Here is a 24496-nt window from a genome sequence, read left to right on the forward strand (position 1 = left end):
AATTTTGCAAGGAAAGGACCTTTCATGGCACGCCAAGTAGGGGGTGGCGGCCTCGCGTCGCGAAGGAGCGGCAGGCCTCCGCCGCGTCCCGCACTCCCGCAGCCGCAATGAAGGACGCTTTCATAGCAAATTTTGCTAGGAAAGCGTCCTTCATTGCGGTCCCGAGAGGCGTCAGAAGGTCCCATCGGCGGCGACCGAACGGTCCAGCCAGAGATCCTCCAAAGCCGCCCGCACCTCAGCCCCGTGTGAAGCGGCCAGTGCGACAGCGCCCAGGTTGTCCTCCAACTGAGCCATCCGGCTCACCCCGAACAAAACGTTCGCCACCGGCGCGTACGCCAGGCAGAACGCGACAGCCAGCTGCGAAGGACTCACCCCGAAGTCCCCTGCCACCGCAACAACTCGCGAAGCGGCGGAACGGATCGCGTCCCGGATCCCGCCCGGGTCGGCGCCGATCTTCCGCGACGGAGTCTTGCCGAGCAGCACGCCGCCCTCGAACACGTCCGACGCCTGCAAGGTCAACCGTCCGGCTTCGAAATGCGCGCCGTAGAAAGGACCTTCCGCCATGGACCGCCGCGCGACGCTGTACTTGAGCTGGGCGAAAGCAGGCGCCGGAAGTCCTTCGCGCGAAGCGAAGCCCAGTGCCCGGTCGAGGTCCGCGGCCTGCCAGTTGTTCACGCCCCAGACGTCGAAGCGGCCGAGCCGGATCTGTTCGGCCACCTCGGTGACGATCCGCGGGATGTCCGGGCGCTCGAAGTAGTCGCCGACCACGACGGCTTCCGCGCGGTCGACGCCGACGCGGTCGAACGAGGTCGCGAGCTGCTCGGCGAAACCGGTGTTCGGGTAGTCCCAGAGCCAGAGTTTGCCGCACAGCTGGTATTCGTCGCGGTTGATCCCGGCCGCTCGGACCGCCTCGCCGAAGAGGAGATCCGTGCGTGACTGTTCGGCATGGGGCCCCATGTTGTAGTGGGCCACGTCGAACAGGGTGACCCCGGCGCCGATCGCGTGCCGGAGCAGGCGCACCGCGTCGTCGAAGTCCATGCGGTCCCAGGTGTTCCACGATCCCAGGCCCAGCGCCGAAGTGGCGAAGCCCAGCCCGTTCTGCTTCTCGTGCACGAGATTTCCTTTCGCTGGCAACGGAAACAAGTTTTAGTCTACGATCGTAGAATGAACAAGAGACTCGTAGTGGTGACCGGCGGTGCCAGTGGCATCGGCCGCGGAGTCGCCGAAGCCTTCCAGTCCGCGGGTGACCGTGTGGTCATCGCCGACGTCGACGCCCGCGCGGCCCACGACCTGGCCGGTGAACTCGGCGCGGAGCACGTCGAACTCGATATTTCCGATCCCGGCTCGGTCGACGCGGCGCTGGCGTTGATCACCGAAAAGTTCGGCCCGGTGGAGGTCCTGGTCAACAACGCCGGCCTTGCCGGGGGCGGCGGTCCGTTGGTGGGGCTGGACATCGGCATCTTCGATCTGTGCATGCGGGTGAATTTCCGCGGCACCTTCCTGATGACCCGCGCGGTCGGCGCGCATATGCTGGAAGCCGGCACCCGAGGCGCCATCGTCAACATCACCTCCATCGGCGCCCGGCAGCCGACCCCGGGGCTCGGTCACTACGAGGCCACCAAGGCCGCCGTCGAGGCGCTCACTCGCTCCGCCGCTCTCGAACTGGCACCACACGGCATCCGAGTCAACGCCGTCGCGCCCGGCCCGGTGCTCACCCCGATGACCGCCGGTTTCGCCTCGGACACCGCCGCCCGCGCGGCGTGGGAAGCGAGGATTCCGCTGGGAACCATCGCTTCCGTCGCCGACGTGGTGCCGTCAGTCCTGTTCCTCGCCTCCGCCGACGCCTGCCATCTCACCGGGGTGAGCCTCCAGGTCGACGGCGGGCAACTGCTCACCTGAGTACACGACGCGGCCGCCGGACACGGTGAGTTCGACACCGACGTCCGGCAGGTCCGCGAACGCGACCTCGAGCGGGTCAGCCGCCAGCACACAGAAGTCGGCGACCCGGCCCACGGTCAGCGATCCCTTCCAGCCCGCCGCCCCGTCCTGCCCGGCGGCCGCGACCGTGTAGCAGCGCAGCAACCGTTCCATCAGCTCGGCGTCCATTTCGGACACATTCAGCATGCGCGCGGCCGCGGCGATGTGCACCCGCCAGTCGGGAGTGACCACCGGCGCGTCACTGCTCAAGGTCAGCGGGACACCCGAACTCAGCATGTCCGCCAGCGGCCAGGCGCGAGCACCGACCTCGGCGCCGAGCGCGTCCGACAGCATGCCCCGCATGGCGACCGCGATCGCGGGCTGCGTGGTCAGGCCGATCCCCGCCGACGCCATCCGCGCCAGCTGATCCGCCGTCACCAGATCGCCGTGCACCAGGTGGTCACCGCGGCGAAGCGACCCGAGCGCGGCCTCGATGCTGCGATCCCCGGTGGCATGCACGGCGACCGTCATCCCGGCGTCATGAGCGAGACGGATCATCGCGGCGAGGTTGTCCGCGCGTTCCGGATCGTCGCCGCCGTCGACGAGCAGCGCACCGTGCGAACCGTCGGCGTAGCAGTGATGTGTCCACGCGGAGCGCATCGGCGGGATGCCGTCGGCGAAGACCTTCACGCCGGGCACGGTGAGCCACAACGGATCCGCGACCGGTGACGGCGACGCCAGCCCACGCTCGAAGTCCGCCAGCGAACTGGCACCGTCGAGCAGACCGAAGAGTCGCAACGCGGTGACCCTCGCGCGAAGCAGCCCTTCCGCGGCCAGCGCCGCGTACTCCTCCAGCACCTCGGCACCGAAACATCCCGTCTCCCCCGGGCCGAGACCCGGTTCGGTGTAGCTCGTGACGCCCAGTGACGCGCACAGATCACCCGCGCGCAGGATGGCGGCCCGCCGCTCGGCCGCGGTCCGTACCGTTTTCTCTTCTCCCCCGGTGAATCCGGCGCCACCGATGAGCGTGTCCGGCCACCGGGCGCCGAGCCAGGTCGCGTGGAGGTGCGAATCGTTGATGCCAGGCAAAGTCGTTCTGCCCGCGAGATCGACCACCTCGGTCTCCGGGCCGATGTGGTCCAGTGCGACATCACCGAGGGCGACGATCCGGTCGTCGCGGACGGCCATCGCCCGCACGACCGTGCCCGCCTGGTCGAAGGTGCGGATCGGACCGCCGCGAACCACCAGCGATGCGGGACGAATACGTTGCGACGGCATGGTTTCCTCCAGGATCTGGACTTTTTCTCCTACGACTGTAGACTAAAAAGATGGTCAACAGAACCGAAGCGGCGGTGCTCACCGAACACGGCTCCGCGCTCACCTTGCGGGAACTACCGCTGCCCGAGGAGCCGGAACCGGGCGCCGCGCTGGTCCGGATCACCTGCACCACGCTGTGCGGCACCGACGTGCACCTCTGGTCCGGCCAGATGACCTTCCCCGGCATGCTCCCGATGGTGCTGGGTCACGAAATGGTCGGCGAGGTGGTGGCCGTCGGACCTGGCACCACCGACACCCTCGGCCGCGAGATCGCCGAGGGCGACCGCATCGGCTGGTCCGAGTCGACGTGCGGAAAGTGTTACGGCTGCACGATCCTGCGGGAACCGGTCGCCTGCGAGAAGCGCGGATACGGCTTCCTTCAGCGCTCCGACGTCTTCCCGTACGCGACCGGCGGCCTCGTCCGGTATTGCTACGTGACTCCCGGCGCGGCCAAACTCCTGCTGCCGGACGACGTCAAGGACACCTGGGCCTCGATGTCCGGCTGCGCGGGCAAAACCGTGCTGCGGGCCGTGTCACGTTCGGGTGGGATCCGACCGGGCGCGACGGTCGTGGTCCAAGGTGCGGGCGCGCTGGGTGTGTTCGCCACCGCCGTCGCGCGGATCTCCGGTGCGGGTGACGTGATCACCATCGGAGGACCCGCCGACCGATTGAAGACGGCCGAACGTTTCGGGGCCACCGCGACGATCCCCGTCGACGGCAGCACGGAAGACCGCATCGAGCGGGTCAAGGAACTCACCGGCGGCCGGGGCGCCGACCACGTCTTCGACTTCGCCGGCGGGCCGACCATCGGCGAGGAGGCGGTGGCGTTCGCCGCCCAGCGCGGCACGGTCGCGATCGTCGGTTCCACCGGTCCCGCGCCCTCCCCCGTGGCGCTGGGCACCGTGATGGGCAAGGAACTCACGGTCGTCGGCTCACTCAACGGCGACATCGCCGACTACCACCGCTCGGTGGACTTCTTCCGCACGTTCGCCGACCGGCTGCCGTGGGACGAGCTGTTCAGCGCGCCCGTCGGCCTGTCCGAAGCTTCGAAGTGCGTCGAGTCGATGTCGCGGCTCGGCGAACTCAAGGCCGTCATCGACCCCCGTTTGCCCTAGGAGACCCCATGTCCGTCATCCCCCAGCGCCGGATCGGCCGCGACGGGCCGCTCACCGGCGTGCTCTCGCTCGGCTCCTGGCACACCTACGACCGGATGGACTTCCGCGAGGCGGTGAACCTGGTCCGCACCGCGGTCGATTCCGGGATCACGCTCTTCGACGTCGGCGTGTACGGTTTCCCCGGCGCCACACCGGTCTTCACCGACGTCCTGTTCTCCGCCATGGTCCGCGCGGCCGGGCTCCGCCGCGACGACTACCTGCTTTCGAGCAAGCTGTGGCTGGAGGGCTATCCGGAGCACAACCTCCGCGACCAATTGGACAACGCGCTGTTCCGCGCCGGTGTCGAGCACGCCGATCTGGTTGTGCTGGGCGATCTCCGTCGCGACGACACCGATCTGCACCAACTGGTGCTGGACCTGAACGAGCTCCGCGAGGCCGGGCTCATCCGGCAGTGGGGTGTGAACAACTGGTCCGCCGCCACGATCCAGGCTCTGCACGACTTCGCCGCGGCGGAGAACGTGCCCGGACCCGCCATCGCGCAGCTGAAGTACAGCGTCGCGCGACGGTCCATTCCGGACGGTGAGCCCTTCAAGAAGGTCTTCGGCGACCTCGGGGTCACGCTCCAGTCCTCGGACATCTTCGAAGGCGGGATCCTGCTGGGCAAGAACAGCGGCGCGCGCCAGGTCGGCCGCGACCCAGGTGACATCCGCGAACGCATCGCCGCCTCCGCTCCGGAACTGGCGAAGATCGCGACCGAACTGGACGTCACCCCGGCGCAGCTGTGCCTCGCGTTCACCCTCACCCATCCGGCCAACACGACCACCCTCTTCGGCGCGACGAGCACCGATCAGCTCAAGGACAACCTGGGCGCGGTGGACCTCGTCGAGCGCGTCGGCGCGGGCCTGCTCGGCGAGCTCGTCGAGCCGTATTGGGCCGACCGGGGCGTCGTCGATCCGGAGGGACCGTGACGGCCTTCGACCCCGAACTCACCGCGGCCCTCGAAGGATTGCCGACGGGACCACCGTTGGGCACCGACTCGCTGGCGGGCATCCGGCAGGCGATGGCCGACGGGAACCTGGGTTGTGCCGAGGCGATCGGCGACCGGGATCTCGTCTGGGAAGACCGGCAAGTGCCCGGTACCGGGGTGGTCGTCACCGTCGTCAAGCCGCGGGACGCCCGGGGCGCGCCGGGGTTCTACAACATCCACGGCGGCGGCATGGTGCTGGACGACCGGTTCGCCGACCTGCCCCGGATGGTCGCACTGGTCGAGGAGTTCGGCTTCGCCGCGGTGACCGTGGACTACCGGCTGGCCCCCGAGCACCCGCATCCGGCGCCGCTGGAGGACTGCTACGCGGGCTTGACCTGGATGGTCGAGCATGCGGACGAACTCGGCTTCGACCCCGCCCGTCTGATCGTCGGCGGCGGCAGTGCGGGAGGCGGGCTGAGCGCGGGAATCGCCTTGCTCGCCAGGGATCGCGGCGGGCCGGCGCTCGCCGGTCAGCTGCTGCTGTGCCCGATGATCGACAGCCGCAACAACTCCGCGTCCACAGTGGAATTCGCCGAACGCGGCGTGTGGGGCCGGGCCGCCAACGAGTTCGGCTGGCGATCCCTCCTGAATGGACAGACGTCGCCGTACGCGGTCCCAGCGACCGCCGAGGACCTCACCGGGCTACCGCCCGCCTTCATCGAGGTCGGCGCGGCCGAGATCTTCCGCGACGAGGACGTCGACTACGCGCGGCGCCTCTGGCAGGCGGGTGTGCCCACGGAACTGCACGTCTGGGCGGGCGCGTACCACGGTTTCGACCGGATCGCCCCGGACAGCGAGGTGACCCGGACCGCGCTCGCCGCCCGGGCCTCCTGGCTGCGCCGCACTATCGGCCGAGCATGAACCGGGCGGCCTGCTCGCCGACCAGCACCGCCGGTGCGTTGGTGTTGCCCGTGGTCACCCGCGGCAGCACCGACGCGTCGGCGACCCGGAGTCCACTCAAACCGTGGACGGCGAGCTCCGGGTCGACCACGGATTCGGCGTCGGTGCCCATCCGGCAGGTTCCGACTTGGTGGTGGTAAGTGATCGCGGTCCGCCGGACGTACTCGCGGACGTCGGCGTCCGGTCCCGGATACAGCTCGCGGGCACCCCAGTCCTCCGCCAGCGCGGCCGCCCGGCCGATCTCCCGGCACTGCTCCACCGACGCGACCAGGCTCTCGAAGTCGGCCGGGTCTTCCAGCGCGGCGAGGTCGATCAACGGCTCGTCGAGCGGGCTCGGCCCCGAAAGCCGGAGACTGCCCCGGCTGCGCGGCGTGACCATGCCCGCCATCAGCGAGAACCCGGTCTCCGGGCCGGTCATCCACGACTCGTACATCGGCACGCTGAAATGGATCGGCTGCGTGTCGGGCACCGCCAAGCCGGGACGGCTGCGCCAGAACAGATGAGTCTGGGTCACCGAGCGGCCGGGCGCGGGCGGGTCGACCTGACGGCGGTCTGTCGCGAAGATGACCGGCGAGAGCAGATGGTCGTGCAGATTCTTGCCCACCCCCGGCAGATCCGCCACGACGTCGATGCCGTGCGCGGCCAGTTCGCCCGCCGGACCGACACCGCTGCGCAGCAGGATCGCCGGTGACGCCAGCGCGCCGGCGGCGAGCACGACCTCGTCGGCGAAGACCTTGCGCAGTTCGCCGTCGACCTCGGCCAGCACACCGGTCACCTTGTCGCCCTCGAAGAGCAACCGGTGGACGAGCGCTCCCGTGTGGACGGTCATCCGTTCGGCGGCGGGCTGCCCGTAGGCGAGCCAGGTGTTGAGCCGTTTGCCGTCGCGTGTGGTGACTCGCTGCACCGAGACGCCGTCCAGCTCGTCGCCGTTGTAGTCCGGGTTGAACGGCAGGCCGATCTGCACTGCCGCGTCCACAATGGACTGCTGGATCGGGTGCAACGGCTCGTTCGGCACGACGTCGAGCAGATCCTTCTCGATCCGTTCGAACACCGGGCGCACGTCGTCCCACCGCCAGCCGGGCAGATCCCAGCCGTCGTAGTCCGCCGGGGCGCCGCGCACCCAGATCATCGCGTTGAGCGAATGCGATCCGCCGAGCACCTTGCCGCGCGGCAGATGCAGCCGCCGGTTCGCCGCGTGCGGCTGCGGCACCGTGTAGTGGTCCCAGTCCTCCGGCCCGTGCCACAGCTCCCCCGCCCGCGAGGGATCGTGGATGGCCGGGTTGGTGTCCGGCCCGCCCGCTTCGAGCAGGGTGACCCACGCCCCGGAGTCGGCCAGTCTCCTGGCGACCACCGAACCGGCCGAACCCGCTCCCACCACGATGACGTCCATGTCCTTCACCCTCGCAAGGCGCGGCCCCGTCCGGCGGATTCGGTTCGCTGGCCGACAATCGGCGTGCCCTGGCGGGCAAGACCGGGGACCGCGTGGCGCCCGATACTCGATCACACACCGGTCGAGGAGGAGCTAGCCATGGCCACACGCCTGTTCATCGACGGACAGTGGACCACCGCGGGAGGCGGGTCCCTGCCGACGTACGATCCGGCCACCGGCCAGGTGATCGAGGACGTCGGCACCGCATCGTCCGCCGACGTCGACGCGGCCGTCGGCGCCGCACGGAAAGCCTTGAACGACCCCGCCTGGGCGGGACTGCTGCCGGTCCAGCGGGCCGCGCTGCTGTTCAAACTGGCGTCGCTGGTCGAGGAGCACCACGAGGAGCTGGCCGCGCTCGAGACCCGCGACCAGGGTCAGCCGATCGGCATCTCCCGCCAGGTCAGCGTCACCGGCGCGGCCGAGCATCTGCGGTACTTCGCGGGCTGGGTGACCAAGATCCAGGGCACCACCAACCCGGTGTCCTTCCCGGACACGCTGCACTACACCCGCCGCGAGCCGGTCGGGGTGAACGCGCTGATCACGCCGTGGAACTTCCCGCTGATGATCCTGGTGTGGAAGCTCGCGCCCGCGTTGGCCACCGGCAACACCGTGGTGATCAAGCCCAGCGAGGTCACGCCGCTGACCAGCATCCGGCTGGTGGAACTCGTACACGAGGCCGGGTTCCCGCCGGGGGTGGTCAACCTGGTCACCGGCGACGGTGCGGTGGGCGCGCTCCTGAGCAAGCACAACGACGTCGACCACCTGTCCTACACCGGGTCGACCGCCGTCGGGAAGCTGATCACGGCCGCCAGCGCGGAGTCGAACCTCAAGCGGCTCACCCTCGAACTCGGCGGCAAGGCACCCAGCATCATCGCCGCTGACGCCGACATCGACGCCGCCGTCGCGGGCAACCTCGCGGGTGCGACGCTGAACAGCGGACAGGTCTGTGCCGCGTACACCCGGTTCTTCGTGGACCGCAAACGCGAGCAGGAGTTCGTCGCGAAACTCGCCGCCGGGCTGGAAGGCCTCAAGCTCGGGCCGGGCCTGGACGAGTCCACTCAGCTCGGGCCCCTCGTGTCCGCGAAGCACCGCGAGCACGTGGACTTCCTCGTCTCGACCGGCCGTGAGCAGGGCGCCGATCTGGTCACCGGCGGCCGGCGCATCGACCGCGAAGGCTACTTCTACTCGCCGACGCTGTTCGCCGGAGTGGCCGACGACATGACGATCATGCGCGAAGAGATCTTCGGGCCGGTCCTCGCCGTCACCGCCTACGACGATCAGGACGAATTGCTCGCACGGGCGAACGACACCGAGTACGGGCTCGCGGCCACCGTGTGGACCCGCGACCTCGGCGTCGCGCAGCGGTTCGCTAACGGCATCCGGGCGGGCGCCGTGTTCGTCAACATGCCGCCGATCCCGGACATGGCCGCGCCCTGGGGCGGCTACAAGGCGTCGGGCTGGGGCCGCGAGATGGGGCCATGGGCGATCGACGCCTACACCGAGATCAAGTCAGTCTGGCTGCACTACTCGTGACCGCCGGCGACGCGGTGAACTCGACCGCGATGAGCAAGTCGCAGATCGCCTACCACTGGATCAAAGCGAGGATCGACGACGGCACCTTCTCCCCCGGCTACCGCCTCGTGTTCGGGCAGATCGCGCAGGAACTCGGGGTCAGCACCGTACCCGTGCGCGAGGCGGTCCGGCGGCTGGAAGCCGAGGGGCTGGTGACCTACGAGCACAACGTCGGCGCGCAGGTCGCGATGGCCGACGAACGCGACTACCAGCACACCATGCAGACCCTCGCGCTGGTCGAGGGGTACGCCGCCGCACTGGCGGCGCCGACGTTGCCCGGCAAGGCACTCGACGAGGCCAAGGGACTCAACGCGGAACTGACCGCCTGCCTGGACAACTTCGAGCCGTCGCGCTTCACCGCGCTGAACCGCGACTTCCACCGCGTCCTGTTCGGCACCTGCCCCAATCCCCAGGTGCTCGATCTGGTCAACCGCGGCTGGAACCGGCTGGCCGGGCTGCGCACGTCGACGTTCAGCTTCGTCCCCGGCCGCGCGCACGACTCCGTGCGGGAGCACCAGAACATCCTCGACCTGTTCGATCGGAACGCGCCGGCCGGGGAGATCGAACTGGCCGTGCGGGAACACCGGTTGACCACTTTGGAGACGTTCCTGGCCTGGCGGCATCCCTAGGCCGTCGTAAGTGGTGAGACGGTGGCTGGGTGACGCGACACCGCACTCGCGTGTTCAGACTCCGCACTCTCGAGTGCGGCATCCAGACACGCGAGTCACGCGTTGCCGAAGTACATGAAGGCCCCCTTCCTTGCGTCTAGCGCAAGGAAGGGGGCCTTCATGTACTTCACGACCGGCCGCCGAGGTCACAACCGTCCCACGGTCACCAGGGATCACATCTGACGGTAGCGAAAGCCTCCTTCCCTACCCTCAGAGTAGGCAAAGAGGCCCTCACTACCAGGAGAACGCCTACGCAGAAGCGACACCGGCCCCGCGCCACAACACGTTCGACTTACCCCTCACGACCCCCTCGCGCAACCGCACATACAGCCATCAAGCGGACATCCAACCGGCAAAGTTGTCCTTTATGGACACTCTGGGGCAGAGGCTCACTCCAACCGCTCCGCTTCACCTCTGGCGGCATCCCTAGGTCGGGACGGTCTCGGGCGGCGGGAACGCGTAGAAGCGCACAGAAAGTTCCTTCTCACCCTCCACCGGACGACGACGGCGCCGGCAGTACCGCGTGATCAGCTCGCGGTACTCCACGTCCAGTTCGCGGAACTCCTCCTCGGTCAACCGCGCCGAAGTCCGTTGCGCCGTCGACCACGGGCCGAACTCGTCGCGGTGCTCCGCGGCCCAGGACAGCAAGGCGACCTCGTCCGCGTACTTCGCGTCGAGGAACGCCGCGACCCGTTCCCGATCCGCGCCGTCGTAGTCCTCCGGCCTCGGTTCACGCAGGTCTTGCGGGATCGCGATCCAGTTCCCTTTCCGACCACGGCGAACGAAACCGTTGTCCCGCAAAGTGTTCAGGCATTTGGTGACTTCGGTACGCTCCAGTCCCGTCCGGCGCGCGACCGCCTCCGTATCGCCGGGAAGCTCGCGCGTCACCCGGTGGTATCGCGGGTCCTCCCGCATCGCGATGTCCCGCAACGTGACCGATCGCCGCGGCAGCGCGGTGCTCAACAGCCGCCGCGCGGCGAGGGCCAGCAGCACGGCGACCGGGATCTCGACGAGGACGGCCAGCGCGACGCTGGTCCACCGGTCGGGCGACGTCCAGCCGAGCATGACGTCGAACCACGCGTCGCAGCACAACATCGCGGCCGTGGCGGACAGCAGCGGCACGGCCGCCCGGCGGCGACGCAACCCGAGCCACGCTCCGGCCGCGAAGCAGAGCAGGAGTGCGACGTCGAACCCGACCCAGGCCGCGCGCCACTGGCCGGTGTCGTACCGGTCGGGCAGCGTATGCGCGAGGTAGACGGTCCAGGGCACGAGCAGGACCGCCGCACCGGCGAGCACCGTCAGCAGTATGCGTCGGATCATGATCACGACGGTAGAGGGGGGCGGCGGCAAGGGCATCCGGGCTTTTCCCTTGTCCGGCCTCAGGGTCGCCGCACTAGCCTGAACGGCCGCTACCGGGACGGGCCGGGAGAAAGGTAAATTCCGGAAGCCCGATCCGGGCCTTTACTGGGGGGTACATGAGTCCCGCACTGGATACTTCGCGTCCACTGTCGACTTTCAGATCCCGAGTGGCGGCTCTGGCCGCAGGGATCCTCACGTTTTCGTCGGTCGTGACGGGCTTCGCCGCCGAGGCGGCACCCGCGACGGCCCTCACTTCACCGGCGTCGAGCTTCACCGCCGTCCAGCCGACCCGGTTCCTGGACACCGTCCGCGGCGTCGGGATCCCGGTCGGGCCGGTGGGCGCGCGCACCACGGTCACCGGCAGCGCCGCGAGCCTCGCGCCCGAAGGCACCACCGCGGTCGTGCTGAACCTCTGGGCGGAGGGCCCGACCGCCGACACCGCGGTGACCGTCTTCCCGCACGGCACCGCGCGGCCGGGCTTGCCGAACCTGCTCGTGCAGAACGGCAAGCGACGGTCCAATCAGGTCACCGTGCAGGTGAGCGCCGACCGGAAGCTGGACTTCTACAACGAGTCCGGGTCGACCCACCTCATCGCGAGCATCATGGGTTACTACACGACCGCCCCGGGATCGCGGTACACGCCGGTGAGCGCGTCGCGGCTGCCGATCGACTCGATCGGCCCCAACGCCACGACCCGGCTGAGCTTGACCGGCCAGGTGCCCGCGACGGCCACCGCGGTCACGTTCAGTGTGACGCTGAGCCAGCCCACCGTGGCCACGTATCTCACCGCCTCCCCCGCCGCCACCCCGCGACCGACCATGTCCAGCGTCGCCGCCTATCCGGGCGGCACGGGCTCGAACCTGATCACGGTCAAGATCGGCGCCAACCGCTCGATCGACCTGTACAACCTGGCGGGCACAGTGCGAGTGGAAGCCAACGTGGTCGGCTTCTACGCCAGTGACTACGGTGCGCTCTTCACCCCGGTGACGCCGGAACGGGTTCTCGACAGCCGTAGCGGTCTCGGTGTCTTCGACGGTCAGGCCAAGAGGATCGGCCCGAAAAGTGACCTTTCCTACCGGCTCCAGCCGTCGATTCCTTCCCACGCGCTCGCCTTGGCGTTGAACCTGACCGGGTACTCGGCGACCGAGAACACCGCCATCACCGCCTGGGAGAACCGGTCGAGCAGTGAGCCGCCCGCCAGTGTGCACGTGGCTCCAGGACAGACCATCTCGGTGGCGGTCGCCCCGCTGGTCGAGGCGATCTTCCAGTCGCCGGGCACGGCCGCCGACCTGATGCGCACGACCTACGTCCACAACCGCGCCGGCTCGATCGACGTGACCGCCGACCTGTCCGGCTACTTCACGCTGCCGCCCGCCGACTGCGTGGCGAACTGCGTGACCACTTGGGGTTCCTACTCCTGGGAGCAGGGCGCCGGGACTCCGATGACGATGAAGCCGTTCAGCGGTTTGAGTGATGTCGTCGCGCTCGCCGGATGGGCCGACAGCGGTTACGCGCTGCGTACCGACGGCACCGTCCGGGCCTGGGGCGCCGCCTCGGCAGGACGGCTCGGCAACGGCTGGTGGGCGGGCGCCGCCACCACCTCGCAGTCGCCGGTTCCGGTCGTGGGGCTGACCTCCGTCAAGGCCATCGCGAGCGGCGACACCAGGGGCTACGCCCTGAAGACCGACGGCACCGTGTGGCAGTGGGGCCAGAACGTCAACGCGCCGGTCCAGGTCGCCGGACTGACCGGGGTCACCGCCATCGCGGCGGCGAGGGAAACCGGGTACGCGCTGAAATCCGACGGCACCGTGTGGTCGTGGGGCGGCAACACCCGCGGTGAACTCGGGAACGGCTCCACCTCCGCGAGCTCCGCCACCCCGGTGCGCGTCTCCGGGCTCAGCGGGATCAAGTCGATCGGCGCGGGAACCGGCGCCAGCGGGTACGCCGTCAAAACGGACGGCACGGTCGCGGCCTGGGGTGACAACTCCAAGAGTCAACTGGGGAACGGTGTCGCGTGCACGTCGACCTGTGTTTCGCGGGTCCCGGTGCCGGTGACCGGATTGAGCGGGGCCACCGCCGTGACCGGTAACTGGGCACGCGCCTTCGCCCTGAAATCCGATGGCACCGTGTTCGCCTGGGGTGACAACAGCAGCGGCGGGCTCGGCAACGGCTCGGACTGCTCGGACTGCACGTCGTCGACCCCGGTCCAGGTCCGCGATGTGACCGACGCGAAGGCCATCGGAGCCGGTTATGCCGTACGCGCGGACGGCACCGTCCTGGGCTGGGGCAGCAACCAGGACCTCGGGCTGGGCGGCGCGGTCATGAATTACCCGTACTACACCACGGTTCCGGTGCAGGTCCCCGGTCTGACCGGGGTCAAGGCCATCGCCGGCGGCCTCGCCCTTCATCAGTAGGCGACAGGTGAGCTTGTGCCGCGGCGCTCCCAATGTGGCATTGGGGACACTCACCGTCCCCAATGCCACATTGGGAGCACGAATCACCACTCACGAGGCTTGAGTCTCCTCCCACTAGAGCCTTTACCGTCGCTTCCATGACGATCAAGGTTCTCGACACCTACCCCGCGATGCGGAAGATCCTGCGCGCGCCGCGAGCGGACCGCGCCGCGCTGCTCAAGGCGATGATCGAACCCGCCGCCGGGATGTACCGCTACTTCCCCGGCGACGTGGACGTCGTCGCGATGCACGCGATGAGTTCCGGGTTCCCGCTCGACCGCGACGAGGAACGTTGCCTGGAGGCGATCGAAGCGCTCCACGAAGCGGACGCCTGGAGCCGGATCCAGCGGGCGCTCGACGACGCCCTCACTGCACAGCTCGCGGCGACGCCAGGGCTCACGGTGCCGGACATCACCGTCCTCACCGTGCTGGGTGATCCCGGCGACGCGCACTTCATGGGCCCGAACCTGGGGATGACGGCGAACGGCAGTGTCTCCGGCTACATCCACCTCAATTTCTGGCCGTATCCGGAGAACCTGGCGCGGCTGGAGGCCACGGCTGTCCACGAGCTGAACCACAACCTGCGCTACAGCCCCGGCGGGGTGATCTGGGATCCGGCGACGGTCACCGTCGGCGAGCAGATCGTGTCCGAAGGGCTGGCGGACGCCTTCGCCCGCCAGTTGTACGGCGACGAACTCGGCTACGCCCGCATCGGTGTGCCGCATCTACACGACGACGCCGTGTTCGCGAAGGTCGTCTCCGGGCTGGAAATCACCGGTATGCAGAACTTCGCGGCCTGGGTGCACGGCGACGAGACCGCCGCCCGCTACGGCGGCACTCCTGTCGGCCTGCCGGCCGGTGCGGGGTACGCGGTCGGGAACCGGCTCGTCGACGCTTACCTGGCGGCGACCGGCCGGACCGCCGCGGAAGCCCTGCTAGCGGACCGCCGCGACGTCATCGACACCGCGCTCGCCCAGGTGTCCACGCGAACTTCCGACGCAGGACACTAGGACTCGCGGCGCCTCGACCGGATCGTGAGCACCACCAGCGCGCCACCGAGGAGCAGCAGGAACAGGCCGGAGACCAGCAGTCCCCGGATCTCGCTGCCGGTCGAGGCCAGCGGTCCACTGTCGCTCGGCCCGCCACCCGGGGTGGTCGCTCCCGGCTGGCCCGGTGTGGTCGTGACGGTCACCCCAGGGACCGGCGTCGTGCTCGACGAGCTGCTGGTCGTCGGTGACGTGCTACTCGAGCTCGAAGAGGTAGCGGTGCTGCTCGTCGGACTCGACGACGTGGAGCTGCTGGAGGAACTGCTGCTCGGCGCCGAACTGCTGCTGGACGTGGACGTAGAGGTGGTGCTCGTCTGGCTCGACGAGGTCGGCGTCGTCGAGGTCGCCGTGGTCGAAGTCGGCGCCGTCGAGGTGGAAGTGGGCGAAGTCGACGTGGCCGAGCTGCTGGTCGTCGTGGAACTACTGCTCGTCGTGGTCGAACTGCTCGTCGAAGTCGAACTCGAAGAAGAAGAAGAAGAAGAAGAAGAAGAAGTGGAGCTGCTCGGCGTCGTGGTCGGCGTGCTGACGCATTCGGGCAGGTCGCCGTCGAACGGGTAGGCGTGGAACTCCTGCCCGCCCCCACCGGTCGCCTCGGAGGTGTGCACGAGCGAGCCCGTGGTGAAGAAGCGGCCGTTCATCCCGGACGCGGTGATGGTCGCGGTGCTCCCCGGCTCGCCGATCAGCACGCTCCCCTGGAACTGGGCGCCACCGGCGATCTTCACCCGGGTGGCGTCCGGGAAGTTCCACAGGAGCCGTTCCCGCAGTTTGTTCAGCGGGTCCTGGTCGTTCAAATCTCCGGTGTAGGTGTTGATCGTCCGGGCTGCCCCCACCATGTTGACCAGGATCGTGGCTCCCGCCGGGATGCCTTCGAACTCGATCCCCTGCATGCCGCCGGTGGCGCCGGTCAGGTCGAAGTCCACGGTGAACACCTGCAGCGCGGATTTGCCGTCCCCGGTGAACAGGGTGCGGTATCCCTGGTTGACCGCCGTGCCCGTGGCCGGACGCGGCGTCGTGCCTTCCCGCGCGTAGCACTTGCTGGCCACCCGAAGATCCTCGCGCAGGCCCACATAGGGTTTCACCGCGTCGGGATCCTTTTCGAGTTTGCCGATCACCGTCCCGGTGACGGTTCCCGCGTGCCGGACGACACCGTCCTCGGCGAGCAGCCGCTGGCCGGTCGCGATGCTGACGTTCCCGCCCGTGCTCAGGAAGTCCGCGCCGTCCGGCGGTGGCACGCGTGATCCGACACCGGCGACGCCGACGTTGTAGATGGACGACGCGCCCGCGCGTTTCGCCATGTCGAAATCACCGAGGACGACGACTCGCCCTTCGGCTTCCGCCGCCGCTTCGCGTACCTGGAATTCGCCGCCGACATAGACGTTGATGCCGTTGTCCCGGCCCGCGTAGTCCTTGTTGTTCACCGGCGGGTATTTGTCCGGGCAGGCGGATCCGACGCACGGTCCCAGGCCGCCCGGTAAGGGGGCGGCGACCGCGCCGTCGGTGACCACGAGGGCCGCCACGCACACCGCGGCGGCGGCACCGGCAGAAAGGGAGGCGAACCGCCTTGCACGCATGGGGCGATTCTTGTGCCCTTCGACCGGGTGACCACAACTCGAAACCGGAAATACCCCCGACCGGGCGAGGAAGGTAACCCACCCCATTCGTGGTCGTCCAGTGTTATCCAGACGACGAAATTCCTGGTGGATGGCGGAAACCCTAGAGTCGGGCCGGTGAAGACCGAAGTGGACAGGCGCGTCGGTTCGGTGGAAGTGCTCGCGGGCCTTCTCGTTGTCGTTCTGCTCGTCCGAGGCCCGCTTGACGATGTCCTCGGGACACCGATCGTGCAGACCTGGACGACGGTCTTCGTTTCGATCGTGCTCCAGGCCGTTCCGTTCCTCGCTTTCGGCGTGACCCTTTCCGCGGCGATCGCGGTCTTCGTCCCGCGCGAATTCTTCGCGAAAGTCCTTCCGAAACATCCCGTTCTCGCGGTTCCGGCGGCCGCGGCGAGCGGAATGGTGCTGCCGGGATGCGAATGCGGTTCGGTCCCGGTCGCCGGCGCCTTGGTGCGCAAAGGGGTCACCCCGGCCGCCGCGCTGGCGTTCCTGCTCGCGGCCCCCGCCCTCAATCCGGTCGTACTGGCCGCCACGGCGATCGCGTTCCCCGATCAGCCGTCGATGGTCTTCGCCAGGGCGGCGGCCGGTCTCGCCGCGTCGGTCGTGATGGGCTGGCTGTGGCTCGGCCTCGGCCGGACGGAGTGGATCAAGCTGCCCGAACACGCCCACGGTGACACGCGCTGGCGGGCGTTCGCCGGAGCGGCAGGCCACGACCTGGTGCACGCGGGCGGATTCCTGGTCGTCGGCGCCATGGCCGCCGCGACACTCAACGTCCTGGTCCCCGGCCGCTGGCTCCAGGCCGTCGCGGACAATCCGGTGCTCAGTGTTCTCGCGCTGGCCCTGCTGGCGGTCCTGTTGTCGATCTGCAGCGAGGCGGACGCCTTCGTCGCCGCCTCGCTGACCCAGTTCTCGCTCACCGCCCGGTTGGCGTTCCTGGTGGTCGGGCCGATGGTCGACCTGAAACTGTTCGCCATGCAGGCCGGAACCTTCGGCAGGCGGTTCGCCGTCCGGTTCGCGCCCGCCACGTTCGTGGTCGCCCTCGCCTGCGCGGCCGTGACCGGGGCGGTGCTCTGGTGAACCGGACCGCGGCGACCGTCGTGCTGCTCCTGCTGGGCGCGGCCGTGGTCAAGGTCTGCCTGACCGGCCAATACCTGCGCTATGTGAAGGAAGGGCTCTGGCCGTTCCTGCTCGCCTCGGGCGTCCTGGTCCTGGTCCTGGCGGCGGCGAACCGCCATCGTCATCCGAAGGTGGCCTGGCTGCTCCCGCTTCCGGTCCTCGCGTTGCTGCTGGTCTCCCCGCAACCGCTCGGCAGTTACGCGGCGGGCAACGCGGGCACGGCACTGGCCCGCTCGGACGAGTACCCGCCGCTGCCCGACGGCGACCCGGTGAAGGTGACCGTCCTGGACTACGCCTCGCGCGCGGTGTTCGACGAGGGCCGTTCTCTCGGTTCGAGACGGGTCGCGCTCACCGGCTTCACCGCCGCCGGCCCGGACGGCGGGGCACTGATCGTGCGGATGATCCTGACCTGCTGCGCCGCGGACGGGCGCCCGGTGAAGGTCGTGCTGGACGGGAGCGTCCCGCACGAACCCGACACCTGGATCGAGGTCACCGGAACGTTCCGGCCGGGGTCCGTGGTGGACGCCGTCAACGGCGAACGCATCCCGTTCCTCAAGGTCGGAACCGTCACGCCGGTGGCCGCGCCCGAACGGCCTTACGAATAGCTACGTCCAGCTCCACTGGATCCCGTACTGGCCGGGCTGCGGGTCCAGCGTGATGAACTGGAACGTGCTGGTGTCCCGGTCGAACGTCGCTTCGCAGCGTTCCTCGGGTGGCATCGAACCGCGCGGCCGGAAGAAACCGGCGCACCGCCGCGGCAACCGCTTCGGGTCGAAGGCGATCTGCACCGCGACGTCGCGGGCCGGGCGGTAGAGCGCGATCTGGACGTGCTTTCTGGCTTGCCCCGGCGGAAAGCGCACCCCGAACGCGACGACGGCGAGTTCGCCGGCGGCCAAGGTGCGGTCGAGAGCGAATTCGAAGACGCAGGTGGACGAGGGGACGTCCGCGCGGAACCGCGCCGGACGGCAGCCTTCGGCGAACAGTACGGCCGGTGGCTGCGTGATGCTGGAACACCGGCTCACGAAGACGAATCTCGACGTGCCGTCGTGATCGGCGCGGATCAGCCGCCGGACCCGGACCGATTCCTGGTGCCCGTCGCCGTCCACCCGGTAGGAAAGGTATTGCGAAAGCCGGTTCGGGGTGTCGAGTTCGTCCGGCGTCACGTCCATTTTGGCCAGTGCGCGCGCCACCTCCTCCGGCCGCCGCCACACCTGGTCGTAGGGCAGGGCGGTGTCGGCCCGGATGGTCCAGCGGCCGCGCGGCCGCCGCGGGCCGAGCAGCCCGGTGAGCGTCTCCGGGCGCTGGCCGAGAATGGTTTCCAGCGCGGTCACGGCGGCGAGCGAACTGGCCCGTTCCGGCCGGTTCTCACCATTCTGCCAATAGCTCAGCGCGCTGATGCTGACCGGCGTCTCGTGGTCACGCAAGCGGCGGCTGATCTCGCTGAGACTCAGCCCGCTGCGTTCGATCGCGGCGCGCAGGGCGGCACCGAATTCCGCCGGAGCGAGACTCGTCATGAAGGCGCAGCGTACCGTCCGGAACGCCCGACTTTCGTCGGGTGAACCGGGCTCCGTTCAGAGTTATCCAGCCCCTCGGCGACTTTCCGTTGACGCTCCTCCGGCCGTGATTAGGGTCTGAATCGTCGGAAGAATCCCCCGGAATTCCCGAATCTCACTTCCTCCCGTCGCTGACCGAAGAGGATTTCCCATGCGCTCAACCACAAGCCGATGGCGCCGCCGGACACTCGCCGTCGCGACCTCGACGCTGGCCGTCGGGGCGTTCCTGGTCGCCGCGCAACCGCAAGCAGGCGGAGCCGCGCCACCCGCCGTGCCCGAAGTGGCCGATCAGGTTCCGCAACTGGCCGAGGCGGGTGTCACCGGCGGCCCCGCCTCGGTGTCCGGTGGCGGCGCCGCCATGATGGCCGCCCGGTCCGTCTGTGCGCCCGGAGCGCACTGGCTCCGCGTCCGGTTCACGGAACTTTCGTTGCGCGGCAACGACTCCGTGACACTGACCGGCAGCGGCGCCGGATCGTTCACGCTCACCGCTCAGCACTGGCCGGGCAAGGCCTTCCACACCCGCGCGTTCGAGGGCGACTGCGTACGGGTCTCGGCGGCGCTGGCCGACCCCGCGAGCCGCTTCGCCATCGACGCCTATCAGGCGGGTGACCGGCCGCTCGCCGCGGCGACCACGACCGTCGCGGCGGTCGGCGACGTCTGCGGGTCTTCGTGCAACCAGACCGCGCCGCTGATCGAGAACATGAATCCCCAGGCGCTGATCCTGGCCGGGGACAACGCCTACAGCTCGGGCACGCTGTCCGAATACAAGAACAATTACGACCCCTATTACGGCCAGTTCAAGTCCATTACCTATCCGACGCCGGGCAACCACGAGTACAACACGTCCGGCGCCTCGGGATACTTCGACTACTTCGGCACGCGGGCCGGTGAACGCGGCAAGGGCTACTACAGCTTCGACGTCGGTGACTGGCATTTCGTCGCGCTCAACTCCAACATCACCCGCGGCACCGGTTCGACGCAGGAGACCTGGCTGAAGAACGACCTGGCGGCGAGTACGAAACCTTGTACGGCCGCGTTCTTCCACCACCCGCGGTTCAGCCGGGGCACGCACGGCGACGACTCGTCGGTGACACCGTTCTTCCAGGCGCTGTACAACGCGAAGGCGGACCTGATCGTCGTCGGCCACGACCACAACTACCAGCGGTACGCGCCGTCGCGGCCGGACGGCACACGCGACGATGTGAACGGTGTCCGCGAGTTGCTGATCGGTACCGGCGGCCGGGGTTACTACAACTTCGACCAGTCTTCGGCCGCGGTGCAGGAAGCGGGCAACACCAACACCTTCGGCGTCGGGAAGCTGACGCTGAGCGCGACGGACTACCGCAGCGACTTCGTGCCGGTGTCGGGCCGCACCTTCACCGACACCGCGACCGGCAAATGCAAGAAGGGCGTCTCCTCCCCCGCCTTCTCCGTCGGCACCACGCCCTCGTCGGTGTCGGTGAAACCGGGCGGGACGGCCTCGGTGACGGTGAACGTCGGCAGCACCGGTGGCTTCAGTTCGGCGACCACGCTTTCGGTGTCGGGCCTGCCTTCGGGAGTGACCGGCACGATCTCGCCGTCGTCGGTCACCCCGCCCGCCAACGGCACCGCGTCGGCGACGCTGACCTTGACGGCGACGGAAGCAGCGTCCGGTTCGGCGACGGCAACGGTCACCGGGTCGTCCGGCTCCACGACCCAGACGGCGAAGGTCACGGTGAGCGTGGGCTCGGCGGGCGGTGAGGCGTTCGCCGACGACTTCGAGACTGACAAGGGCTGGCGGCTCAACCCGGCCGGGGCGGACACCGCCACCTCGGGCAAATGGGAACGGGGCGATCCCGAGCAGACAACCTCGACCTACAGCAACCAGATCAAGCAACGCGGCGACACGACCAGCGGCGCGAACTGCCTGGTCACCGGGCGGCTGGCCGGATCGGAGTACGGCGTCAACGACCTCGACGGCGGTGGGTCGTCAATGGCGTCGCCGTCGTTCACCGTGCCGGCTGGCGGGAAGCTGACCTTCTCCTACACCTTCGCGCACGGCGACAACGCGACTTCCGCCGACCACCTGCGGATCCGCGTGCTCGACGGCACCACGCCGACGACGGTGTTCGAGAAGACCGGCTCCGCGACCGAGGTCGCGGGCGCCTGGCAGACCGCGACGGCGGACCTGTCGTCGTTCGCCGGACGGAGTGTGCGGCTGCTGGTCGAAGCCGCCGACGCGAGCACCGCGTCGCTGTGGGAGTCCGCGGTCGACGACATCCGCGTCAGCGCGTAGCCATGTACCTCTCCACCCTCCGTTCCACCGATCCCGCCCGGCCCGCGAGCCGGGCGGGATCGGTGCCCGCCACCGTGATCGGCCTCGGCGTGGTCAGCCTGATCACGGACATGTCCGCCGAGATGGTCACCGCCGTGCTCCCGCTGTACCTCGTCTACGGCCTCGGAGTCGGCTACCTGCAACTGGGCGCGATCGACGGGCTCTACACGGGCGCGACCGCGCTGTTGCGGCTGGCGGGCGGCTACTTCTCCGACCGCCTCGGCCGTCCGAAAGCCGTCGCGCTGGTGGGCTACGGCCTCTCTGCGGCCACCAAACTCGCCTTCCCCGCGGCCGGATCCTCACTCGGCGCGATCGGCCTGGTGATCGGCGCCGATCGCGCGGGCAAGGGCATCCGCACCGCGCCGCGGGACGCGATGATCACCCTCGCCACCCCCGCCGACGGTCTCGGCCGCGCGTTCGGTGTCCATCGCGCGATGGACACGGCGGGCGCGCTGCTCGGGCCGATCGCCGCGTTCGGCCTGCTGACGCTTCTCGCCGGCGACTATCCGGCGGTGTTCGGAGTGAGCTTCTGCCTCGCCGTGATCGCGGTGATCGTGCTGGCCGTGTTCGTCCGCGCCCCCGCCGGGACGGTCGAGCGGTCACGCGTACGACTGCGGGCGGGTTTCGCCCTGCTACGGCAACCCGCGCTCCGCCGCACCTGTCTGGCCGCCGCGCTTCTCGGGATGTGCACGGTCGGCGACATGTTCTTGTTCGTCGGCGTGCAGCAGTCCGCCGGCTTGCCGCCGGGAGCGCTTCCCTTGCTGCCCTTGGCGACGGCGTTGACCTTCATGGCACTGGCCTCACCGATCGGACGGCTCGCCGACCGCGTCGGACGGTGGAAGGTCTTCCTCGGCGGTCACGTCGTGCTGCTCGCCGCGTACGTCGTCCTGGCCGCTTCGGCGAGCGGATGGCCCGTGGCGGCGGTCGTCCTGGCGGCGCACGGGGTGTTCTACGCGTGCACGGACGGCGTCCTGATGGCGCACGCGTCGCCGCTGGTACCGGAGTCCCTGCGGGCCACCGGTCTCGCGATCGTCCAAACAGGACAGGCACTGGCCAGGGCGGCGGGCGCGGTGCTGTTCGGCGCACTCGCGGCGGGGGTGGCGTTGCGGCCCGCGTTCGCGGTGTTCGCCGTGGTGCTGCTGGTGTCGGTACTGGCCGGAACGAGGGTGAAATGAAACGGATGTGGGTGGGCGTCGCGGCCGTGCTGGTCACGGTGGCGGCCGGGGCGGTCTTCGTCGGGCTGCGCACCGGGGACGCGGTGGCGGAACAGCGGCTGGACCTGGCGCACGGCGGCCTGCTGTACGTGGACGACTCGGGCCGGGTCCGGCAGGACGACCGCGTCGGCCCGGCCTGTCAGCGCGTGGACGTCACCGCGGGGACGCTGGCGTGCCTGCGCGCGACGGCGGTGCCCGACCAGGCCGAACTGGTCGTCACGAAACCGGGAGCCGCACCGCGGTCGATCTCCGAATGGGGGCTGCCGTCCCGGGTCCGGGTCTCCCCGTCCGGACGGCTGGTCGGCTGGACGGTGTTCCGCTCCGGTGACTCTTATCTGGGCGGGGTGGGCACCTTCTCCACCACCGCCGGGATCTTCGACCTGGACACCGGAAACCATTACGGCTCCCTGGAGGATTTCGCGCTCACCGTGGACGGAAAGCCGTATCCGGCCGAGGATCTGAACTACTGGGGAGTGACCTTCGCCCGGGACGATCGGACGTTCTACGCCACCGCCAGGTCCGCGGGCGGAACCTGGCTGGTCCGCGGCGATCTCGGTGGCCGCACGCTGACCGCGCTGCGGCGCAACGTCGAATGCCCGTCGCTCTCGCCGGACGGCACCCGCGTCGCCTACAAGTTCCGTACGGGCGACCGGTGGCGGCTGCACGTGCTTTCCCTCGCCGACGGCCGCGACGTCCCGCTCGCCGACCCCGCGCATCTCGAGGACCAGCCGCAGTGGCTGGACGACAGGACCGTCGCCTACGGCCGGGACAAGGCGATCTACGCGGTGCCCGCCGACGGGACCGGCGCGCCGGTGCTCGTCCGCGCGGGCGCCTCCTCCCCCGCGGTGGTGCGGTGATCCCGCGCGACTGCACCCGCACGGGGCTGGCGTTGGCCGCGCTGGCGGCCGTCGTCGTGATGGTTCTGCCCGCACCCGCTCCCGAGGCCAAGGCACCCGCCGTCCCTTCGCTCACCGACGTCTGGCCGGACGCGAGGATCGCCGCGAACGTCGTCACCGGGGCGCCCTACACACCGTTGGCGTTCCTCGATTCCGGGATCTCGGCCGGGGTGCGGCAAGGGGACGACGTCGTCCGGCTCGTGGTGGGAGATCGCGTACTCCGCGAGGTCCCGCCGTCGGGCTCGCCCCGGTTCGTCCTCGCCACTTCCCCGGACGCGCTGGTGTGGCTGGAACTGTCCGACATCACCGGGACGGGGACGCTGTGGCGGGCCGGGCCACACGGTGAGGACCCGGTCCCCGTCACCGCCGACACCGGGCGGGTCGTGCTCCTGGATTCCCAGTACGACCTCGCCGTGCACGACGCCAAGGCCAGCTGGGTGGCCGTGCGGGGCGACGCCACCGAGGTGCGGACGGTGGCGTTGGCCGGCGGCCCGGTGACCCGCGCCCCACTGCCCGGTGACTACGCACTCACCGCGTGGCCCTTCGCGACCGCGGCGGCTGTCGAACAGGCGGGACCGTCGGAACTCGTCGACCTCCGCGACGGCCGCAAGAGGAAGGTCGACGGGCAGAGCGTCGAACTGGTCGACTGCACGCCGTCCTGGTGCCGGGTCCAGGTATTGCGGCAGAGCGGGACCGCACGGCTCGACCTCATGCGGCCCGACGGCTCCGAGCGAAGACGTGTCGGCGGGAAGGGGATCCGGCCCGCGTTCGGTGACGTCGTCGTGCTCGATCGTTACGCGGTCGTGGTCGACGACGACCGCGGCGTCCTCGCCCTCTACGACACGGCCACCGGGCGGCTGGCCGACCTGGCGGCGGAGTTCGGCACCGTGCTGGCGCGTGGGCCGTTCGTGTGGTGGTCGACGGGCGGGAACGACGCTCTCACCTGGCGGGTACTGGACCTGCGGACGCTGCAGGCGTCTGCTTGACTGC

General features: G+C 69.5%; 20 protein-coding genes. 14 read left to right on the forward strand and 6 right to left on the reverse strand.

All coding sequences use genetic code 11. The annotated features are described in order from the left end of the window. Positions 1 to 171: 171 nt before the first annotated feature. The gene (locus DMH03_RS24650; RefSeq protein ID WP_125794365.1) at positions 172 to 1113 is read right to left on the reverse strand and encodes an aldo/keto reductase; all 942 of its coding nucleotides are present in this window, start codon (positions 1111 to 1113) and stop codon (positions 172 to 174) included. 69 nt (positions 1114 to 1182) lie between these two features. On the opposite strand from DMH03_RS24650, the gene DMH03_RS24655 reads away from it, so the two are divergent. Continuing rightward, on the forward strand, positions 1183 to 1899 hold the full coding sequence (locus DMH03_RS24655) for an SDR family NAD(P)-dependent oxidoreductase (RefSeq protein WP_125794633.1): 717 nt from the start codon (positions 1183 to 1185) through the stop codon (positions 1897 to 1899). On the opposite strand, the gene DMH03_RS24660 is transcribed toward DMH03_RS24655, so the two are convergent. Then, positions 1816 to 3195 (reverse strand): amidohydrolase, encoded by a 1380-nt coding sequence (locus DMH03_RS24660; protein ID WP_199749001.1) that lies wholly within the window; start codon positions 3193 to 3195, stop codon positions 1816 to 1818. The genes DMH03_RS24655 and DMH03_RS24660 overlap by 84 nt on opposite strands. A gap of 50 nt (positions 3196 to 3245) precedes the next feature. Between DMH03_RS24660 and DMH03_RS24665 the strand changes: the two genes are divergently transcribed. From DMH03_RS24665 to DMH03_RS24675, 3 genes are read left to right on the forward strand one after another with little or no spacing between them, the layout of a single operon-like run. Next, complete coding sequence (locus DMH03_RS24665; RefSeq protein ID WP_125784398.1) at positions 3246 to 4349, forward strand: zinc-binding dehydrogenase; 1104 nt, start codon at positions 3246 to 3248, stop codon at positions 4347 to 4349. 8 nt (positions 4350 to 4357) lie between these two features. Next, on the forward strand, positions 4358 to 5317 hold the full coding sequence (locus tag DMH03_RS24670) for an aldo/keto reductase (protein ID WP_125794366.1): 960 nt from the start codon (positions 4358 to 4360) through the stop codon (positions 5315 to 5317). Further along, entirely contained in the window at positions 5314 to 6237 is a 924-nt protein-coding gene (locus DMH03_RS24675) for an alpha/beta hydrolase (protein WP_125794367.1), read from the forward strand. Before DMH03_RS24670 ends, DMH03_RS24675 begins: the two co-directional genes overlap by 4 nt. On the opposite strand, the gene DMH03_RS24680 is transcribed toward DMH03_RS24675, so the two are convergent. Beyond that, a complete protein-coding gene (locus tag DMH03_RS24680) occupies positions 6221 to 7666 on the reverse strand; it encodes a GMC family oxidoreductase (RefSeq protein ID WP_125794368.1) in 1446 nt (481 codons plus the stop codon). The two genes, DMH03_RS24675 and DMH03_RS24680, sit on opposite strands and share 17 nt — an antisense overlap. 138 nt (positions 7667 to 7804) lie before the next feature. On the opposite strand from DMH03_RS24680, the gene DMH03_RS24685 reads away from it, so the two are divergent. Both DMH03_RS24685 and DMH03_RS24690 read left to right on the forward strand, forming a co-directional pair. After that, on the forward strand, positions 7805 to 9238 hold the full coding sequence (locus DMH03_RS24685) for an aldehyde dehydrogenase (RefSeq protein ID WP_125794369.1): 1434 nt from the start codon (positions 7805 to 7807) through the stop codon (positions 9236 to 9238). Continuing rightward, positions 9235 to 9906 (forward strand): GntR family transcriptional regulator, encoded by a 672-nt coding sequence (locus DMH03_RS24690; protein WP_125794370.1) that lies wholly within the window; start codon positions 9235 to 9237, stop codon positions 9904 to 9906. Before DMH03_RS24685 ends, DMH03_RS24690 begins: the two co-directional genes overlap by 4 nt. 465 nt (positions 9907 to 10371) lie before the next feature. Here the strand turns inward: DMH03_RS24690 and DMH03_RS24695 are convergent, their stop codons facing one another. Continuing rightward, positions 10372 to 11265, reverse strand: coding sequence for a hypothetical protein (locus DMH03_RS24695; RefSeq protein WP_125794371.1), 894 nt, complete (start codon positions 11263 to 11265; stop codon positions 10372 to 10374). A 248-nt stretch (positions 11266 to 11513) separates the two neighbouring features. On the opposite strand from DMH03_RS24695, the gene DMH03_RS24700 reads away from it, so the two are divergent. Together DMH03_RS24700 and DMH03_RS24705 are read left to right on the forward strand one after the other, a co-directional pair. Next, positions 11514 to 13718 (forward strand): hypothetical protein, encoded by a 2205-nt coding sequence (locus DMH03_RS24700; protein WP_158633117.1) that lies wholly within the window; start codon positions 11514 to 11516, stop codon positions 13716 to 13718. 137 nt (positions 13719 to 13855) lie between these two features. Continuing rightward, positions 13856 to 14767, forward strand: coding sequence for a DUF2268 domain-containing protein (locus DMH03_RS24705; protein WP_125794373.1), 912 nt, complete (start codon positions 13856 to 13858; stop codon positions 14765 to 14767). Here DMH03_RS24705 and DMH03_RS24710 read toward each other — a convergent pair. Further along, the gene (locus DMH03_RS24710; protein WP_125794374.1) at positions 14764 to 16374 is read right to left on the reverse strand and encodes a choice-of-anchor A family protein; all 1611 of its coding nucleotides are present in this window, start codon (positions 16372 to 16374) and stop codon (positions 14764 to 14766) included. The two genes, DMH03_RS24705 and DMH03_RS24710, sit on opposite strands and share 4 nt — an antisense overlap. Before the next feature lie 156 nt (positions 16375 to 16530). Here DMH03_RS24710 and DMH03_RS24715 point away from each other — a divergent pair, with 156 nt between their 5' ends. Together DMH03_RS24715 and DMH03_RS24720 are read left to right on the forward strand one after the other, a co-directional pair. Then, positions 16531 to 17490 (forward strand): permease, encoded by a 960-nt coding sequence (locus DMH03_RS24715; RefSeq protein WP_125794375.1) that lies wholly within the window; start codon positions 16531 to 16533, stop codon positions 17488 to 17490. After that, positions 17487 to 18134, forward strand: a complete 648-nt coding sequence (locus DMH03_RS24720) for a TIGR03943 family protein (protein ID WP_125794376.1) — start codon at positions 17487 to 17489, stop codon at positions 18132 to 18134. The genes DMH03_RS24715 and DMH03_RS24720 overlap by 4 nt, the downstream gene beginning before the upstream one ends. Here DMH03_RS24720 and DMH03_RS24725 read toward each other — a convergent pair whose 3' ends face one another. Continuing rightward, complete coding sequence (locus DMH03_RS24725; RefSeq protein ID WP_125794377.1) at positions 18135 to 19043, reverse strand: helix-turn-helix transcriptional regulator; 909 nt, start codon at positions 19041 to 19043, stop codon at positions 18135 to 18137. 190 nt (positions 19044 to 19233) lie between these two features. Here DMH03_RS24725 and DMH03_RS24730 point away from each other — a divergent pair, with 190 nt between their 5' ends. From DMH03_RS24730 to DMH03_RS24745, 4 genes are read left to right on the forward strand one after another with little or no spacing between them, the layout of a single operon-like run. Further along, positions 19234 to 21357, forward strand: a complete 2124-nt coding sequence (locus DMH03_RS24730) for a metallophosphoesterase (protein WP_125794378.1) — start codon at positions 19234 to 19236, stop codon at positions 21355 to 21357. A gap of 2 nt (positions 21358 to 21359) precedes the next feature. Further along, positions 21360 to 22571: an MFS transporter gene (locus tag DMH03_RS24735; protein ID WP_125794379.1), complete on the forward strand. Its 1212-nt coding sequence runs from the start codon at positions 21360 to 21362 to the stop codon at positions 22569 to 22571. Next, a complete protein-coding gene (locus DMH03_RS24740) occupies positions 22568 to 23467 on the forward strand; it encodes a hypothetical protein (protein WP_125794380.1) in 900 nt (299 codons plus the stop codon). The genes DMH03_RS24735 and DMH03_RS24740 overlap by 4 nt, the downstream gene beginning before the upstream one ends. Further along, entirely contained in the window at positions 23464 to 24492 is a 1029-nt protein-coding gene (locus DMH03_RS24745) for a hypothetical protein (RefSeq protein WP_125794381.1), read from the forward strand. The genes DMH03_RS24740 and DMH03_RS24745 overlap by 4 nt, the downstream gene beginning before the upstream one ends. Positions 24493 to 24496 lie beyond the last annotated feature (4 nt).

The organism is Amycolatopsis sp. WAC 01376, from assembly GCF_003947415.1.
Taxonomy (GTDB): domain Bacteria; phylum Actinomycetota; class Actinomycetes; order Mycobacteriales; family Pseudonocardiaceae; genus Amycolatopsis.

Coding starts and splice junctions, on each gene's coding strand:
- DMH03_RS24680 (WP_125794368.1), bottom strand. CDS start 7,666: ATGGACGTCATCGTGGTGGGAGCGGGTTCGGCCGGTTCGGTGGTCGCC.
- DMH03_RS24705 (WP_125794373.1), top strand. CDS start 13,856: ATGACGATCAAGGTTCTCGACACCTACCCCGCGATGCGGAAGATCCTG.
- DMH03_RS24735 (WP_125794379.1), top strand. CDS start 21,360: ATGTACCTCTCCACCCTCCGTTCCACCGATCCCGCCCGGCCCGCGAGC.
- DMH03_RS24725 (WP_125794377.1), bottom strand. CDS start 19,043: ATGACGAGTCTCGCTCCGGCGGAATTCGGTGCCGCCCTGCGCGCCGCG.
- DMH03_RS24740 (WP_125794380.1), top strand. CDS start 22,568: ATGAAACGGATGTGGGTGGGCGTCGCGGCCGTGCTGGTCACGGTGGCG.
- DMH03_RS24665 (WP_125784398.1), top strand. CDS start 3,246: ATGGTCAACAGAACCGAAGCGGCGGTGCTCACCGAACACGGCTCCGCG.
- DMH03_RS24710 (WP_125794374.1), bottom strand. CDS start 16,374: ATGCGTGCAAGGCGGTTCGCCTCCCTTTCTGCCGGTGCCGCCGCCGCG.
- DMH03_RS24670 (WP_125794366.1), top strand. CDS start 4,358: ATGTCCGTCATCCCCCAGCGCCGGATCGGCCGCGACGGGCCGCTCACC.
- DMH03_RS24695 (WP_125794371.1), bottom strand. CDS start 11,265: ATGATCCGACGCATACTGCTGACGGTGCTCGCCGGTGCGGCGGTCCTG.
- DMH03_RS24660 (WP_199749001.1), bottom strand. CDS start 3,195: ATGCCGTCGCAACGTATTCGTCCCGCATCGCTGGTGGTTCGCGGCGGT.
- DMH03_RS24730 (WP_125794378.1), top strand. CDS start 19,234: ATGCGCTCAACCACAAGCCGATGGCGCCGCCGGACACTCGCCGTCGCG.
- DMH03_RS24685 (WP_125794369.1), top strand. CDS start 7,805: ATGGCCACACGCCTGTTCATCGACGGACAGTGGACCACCGCGGGAGGC.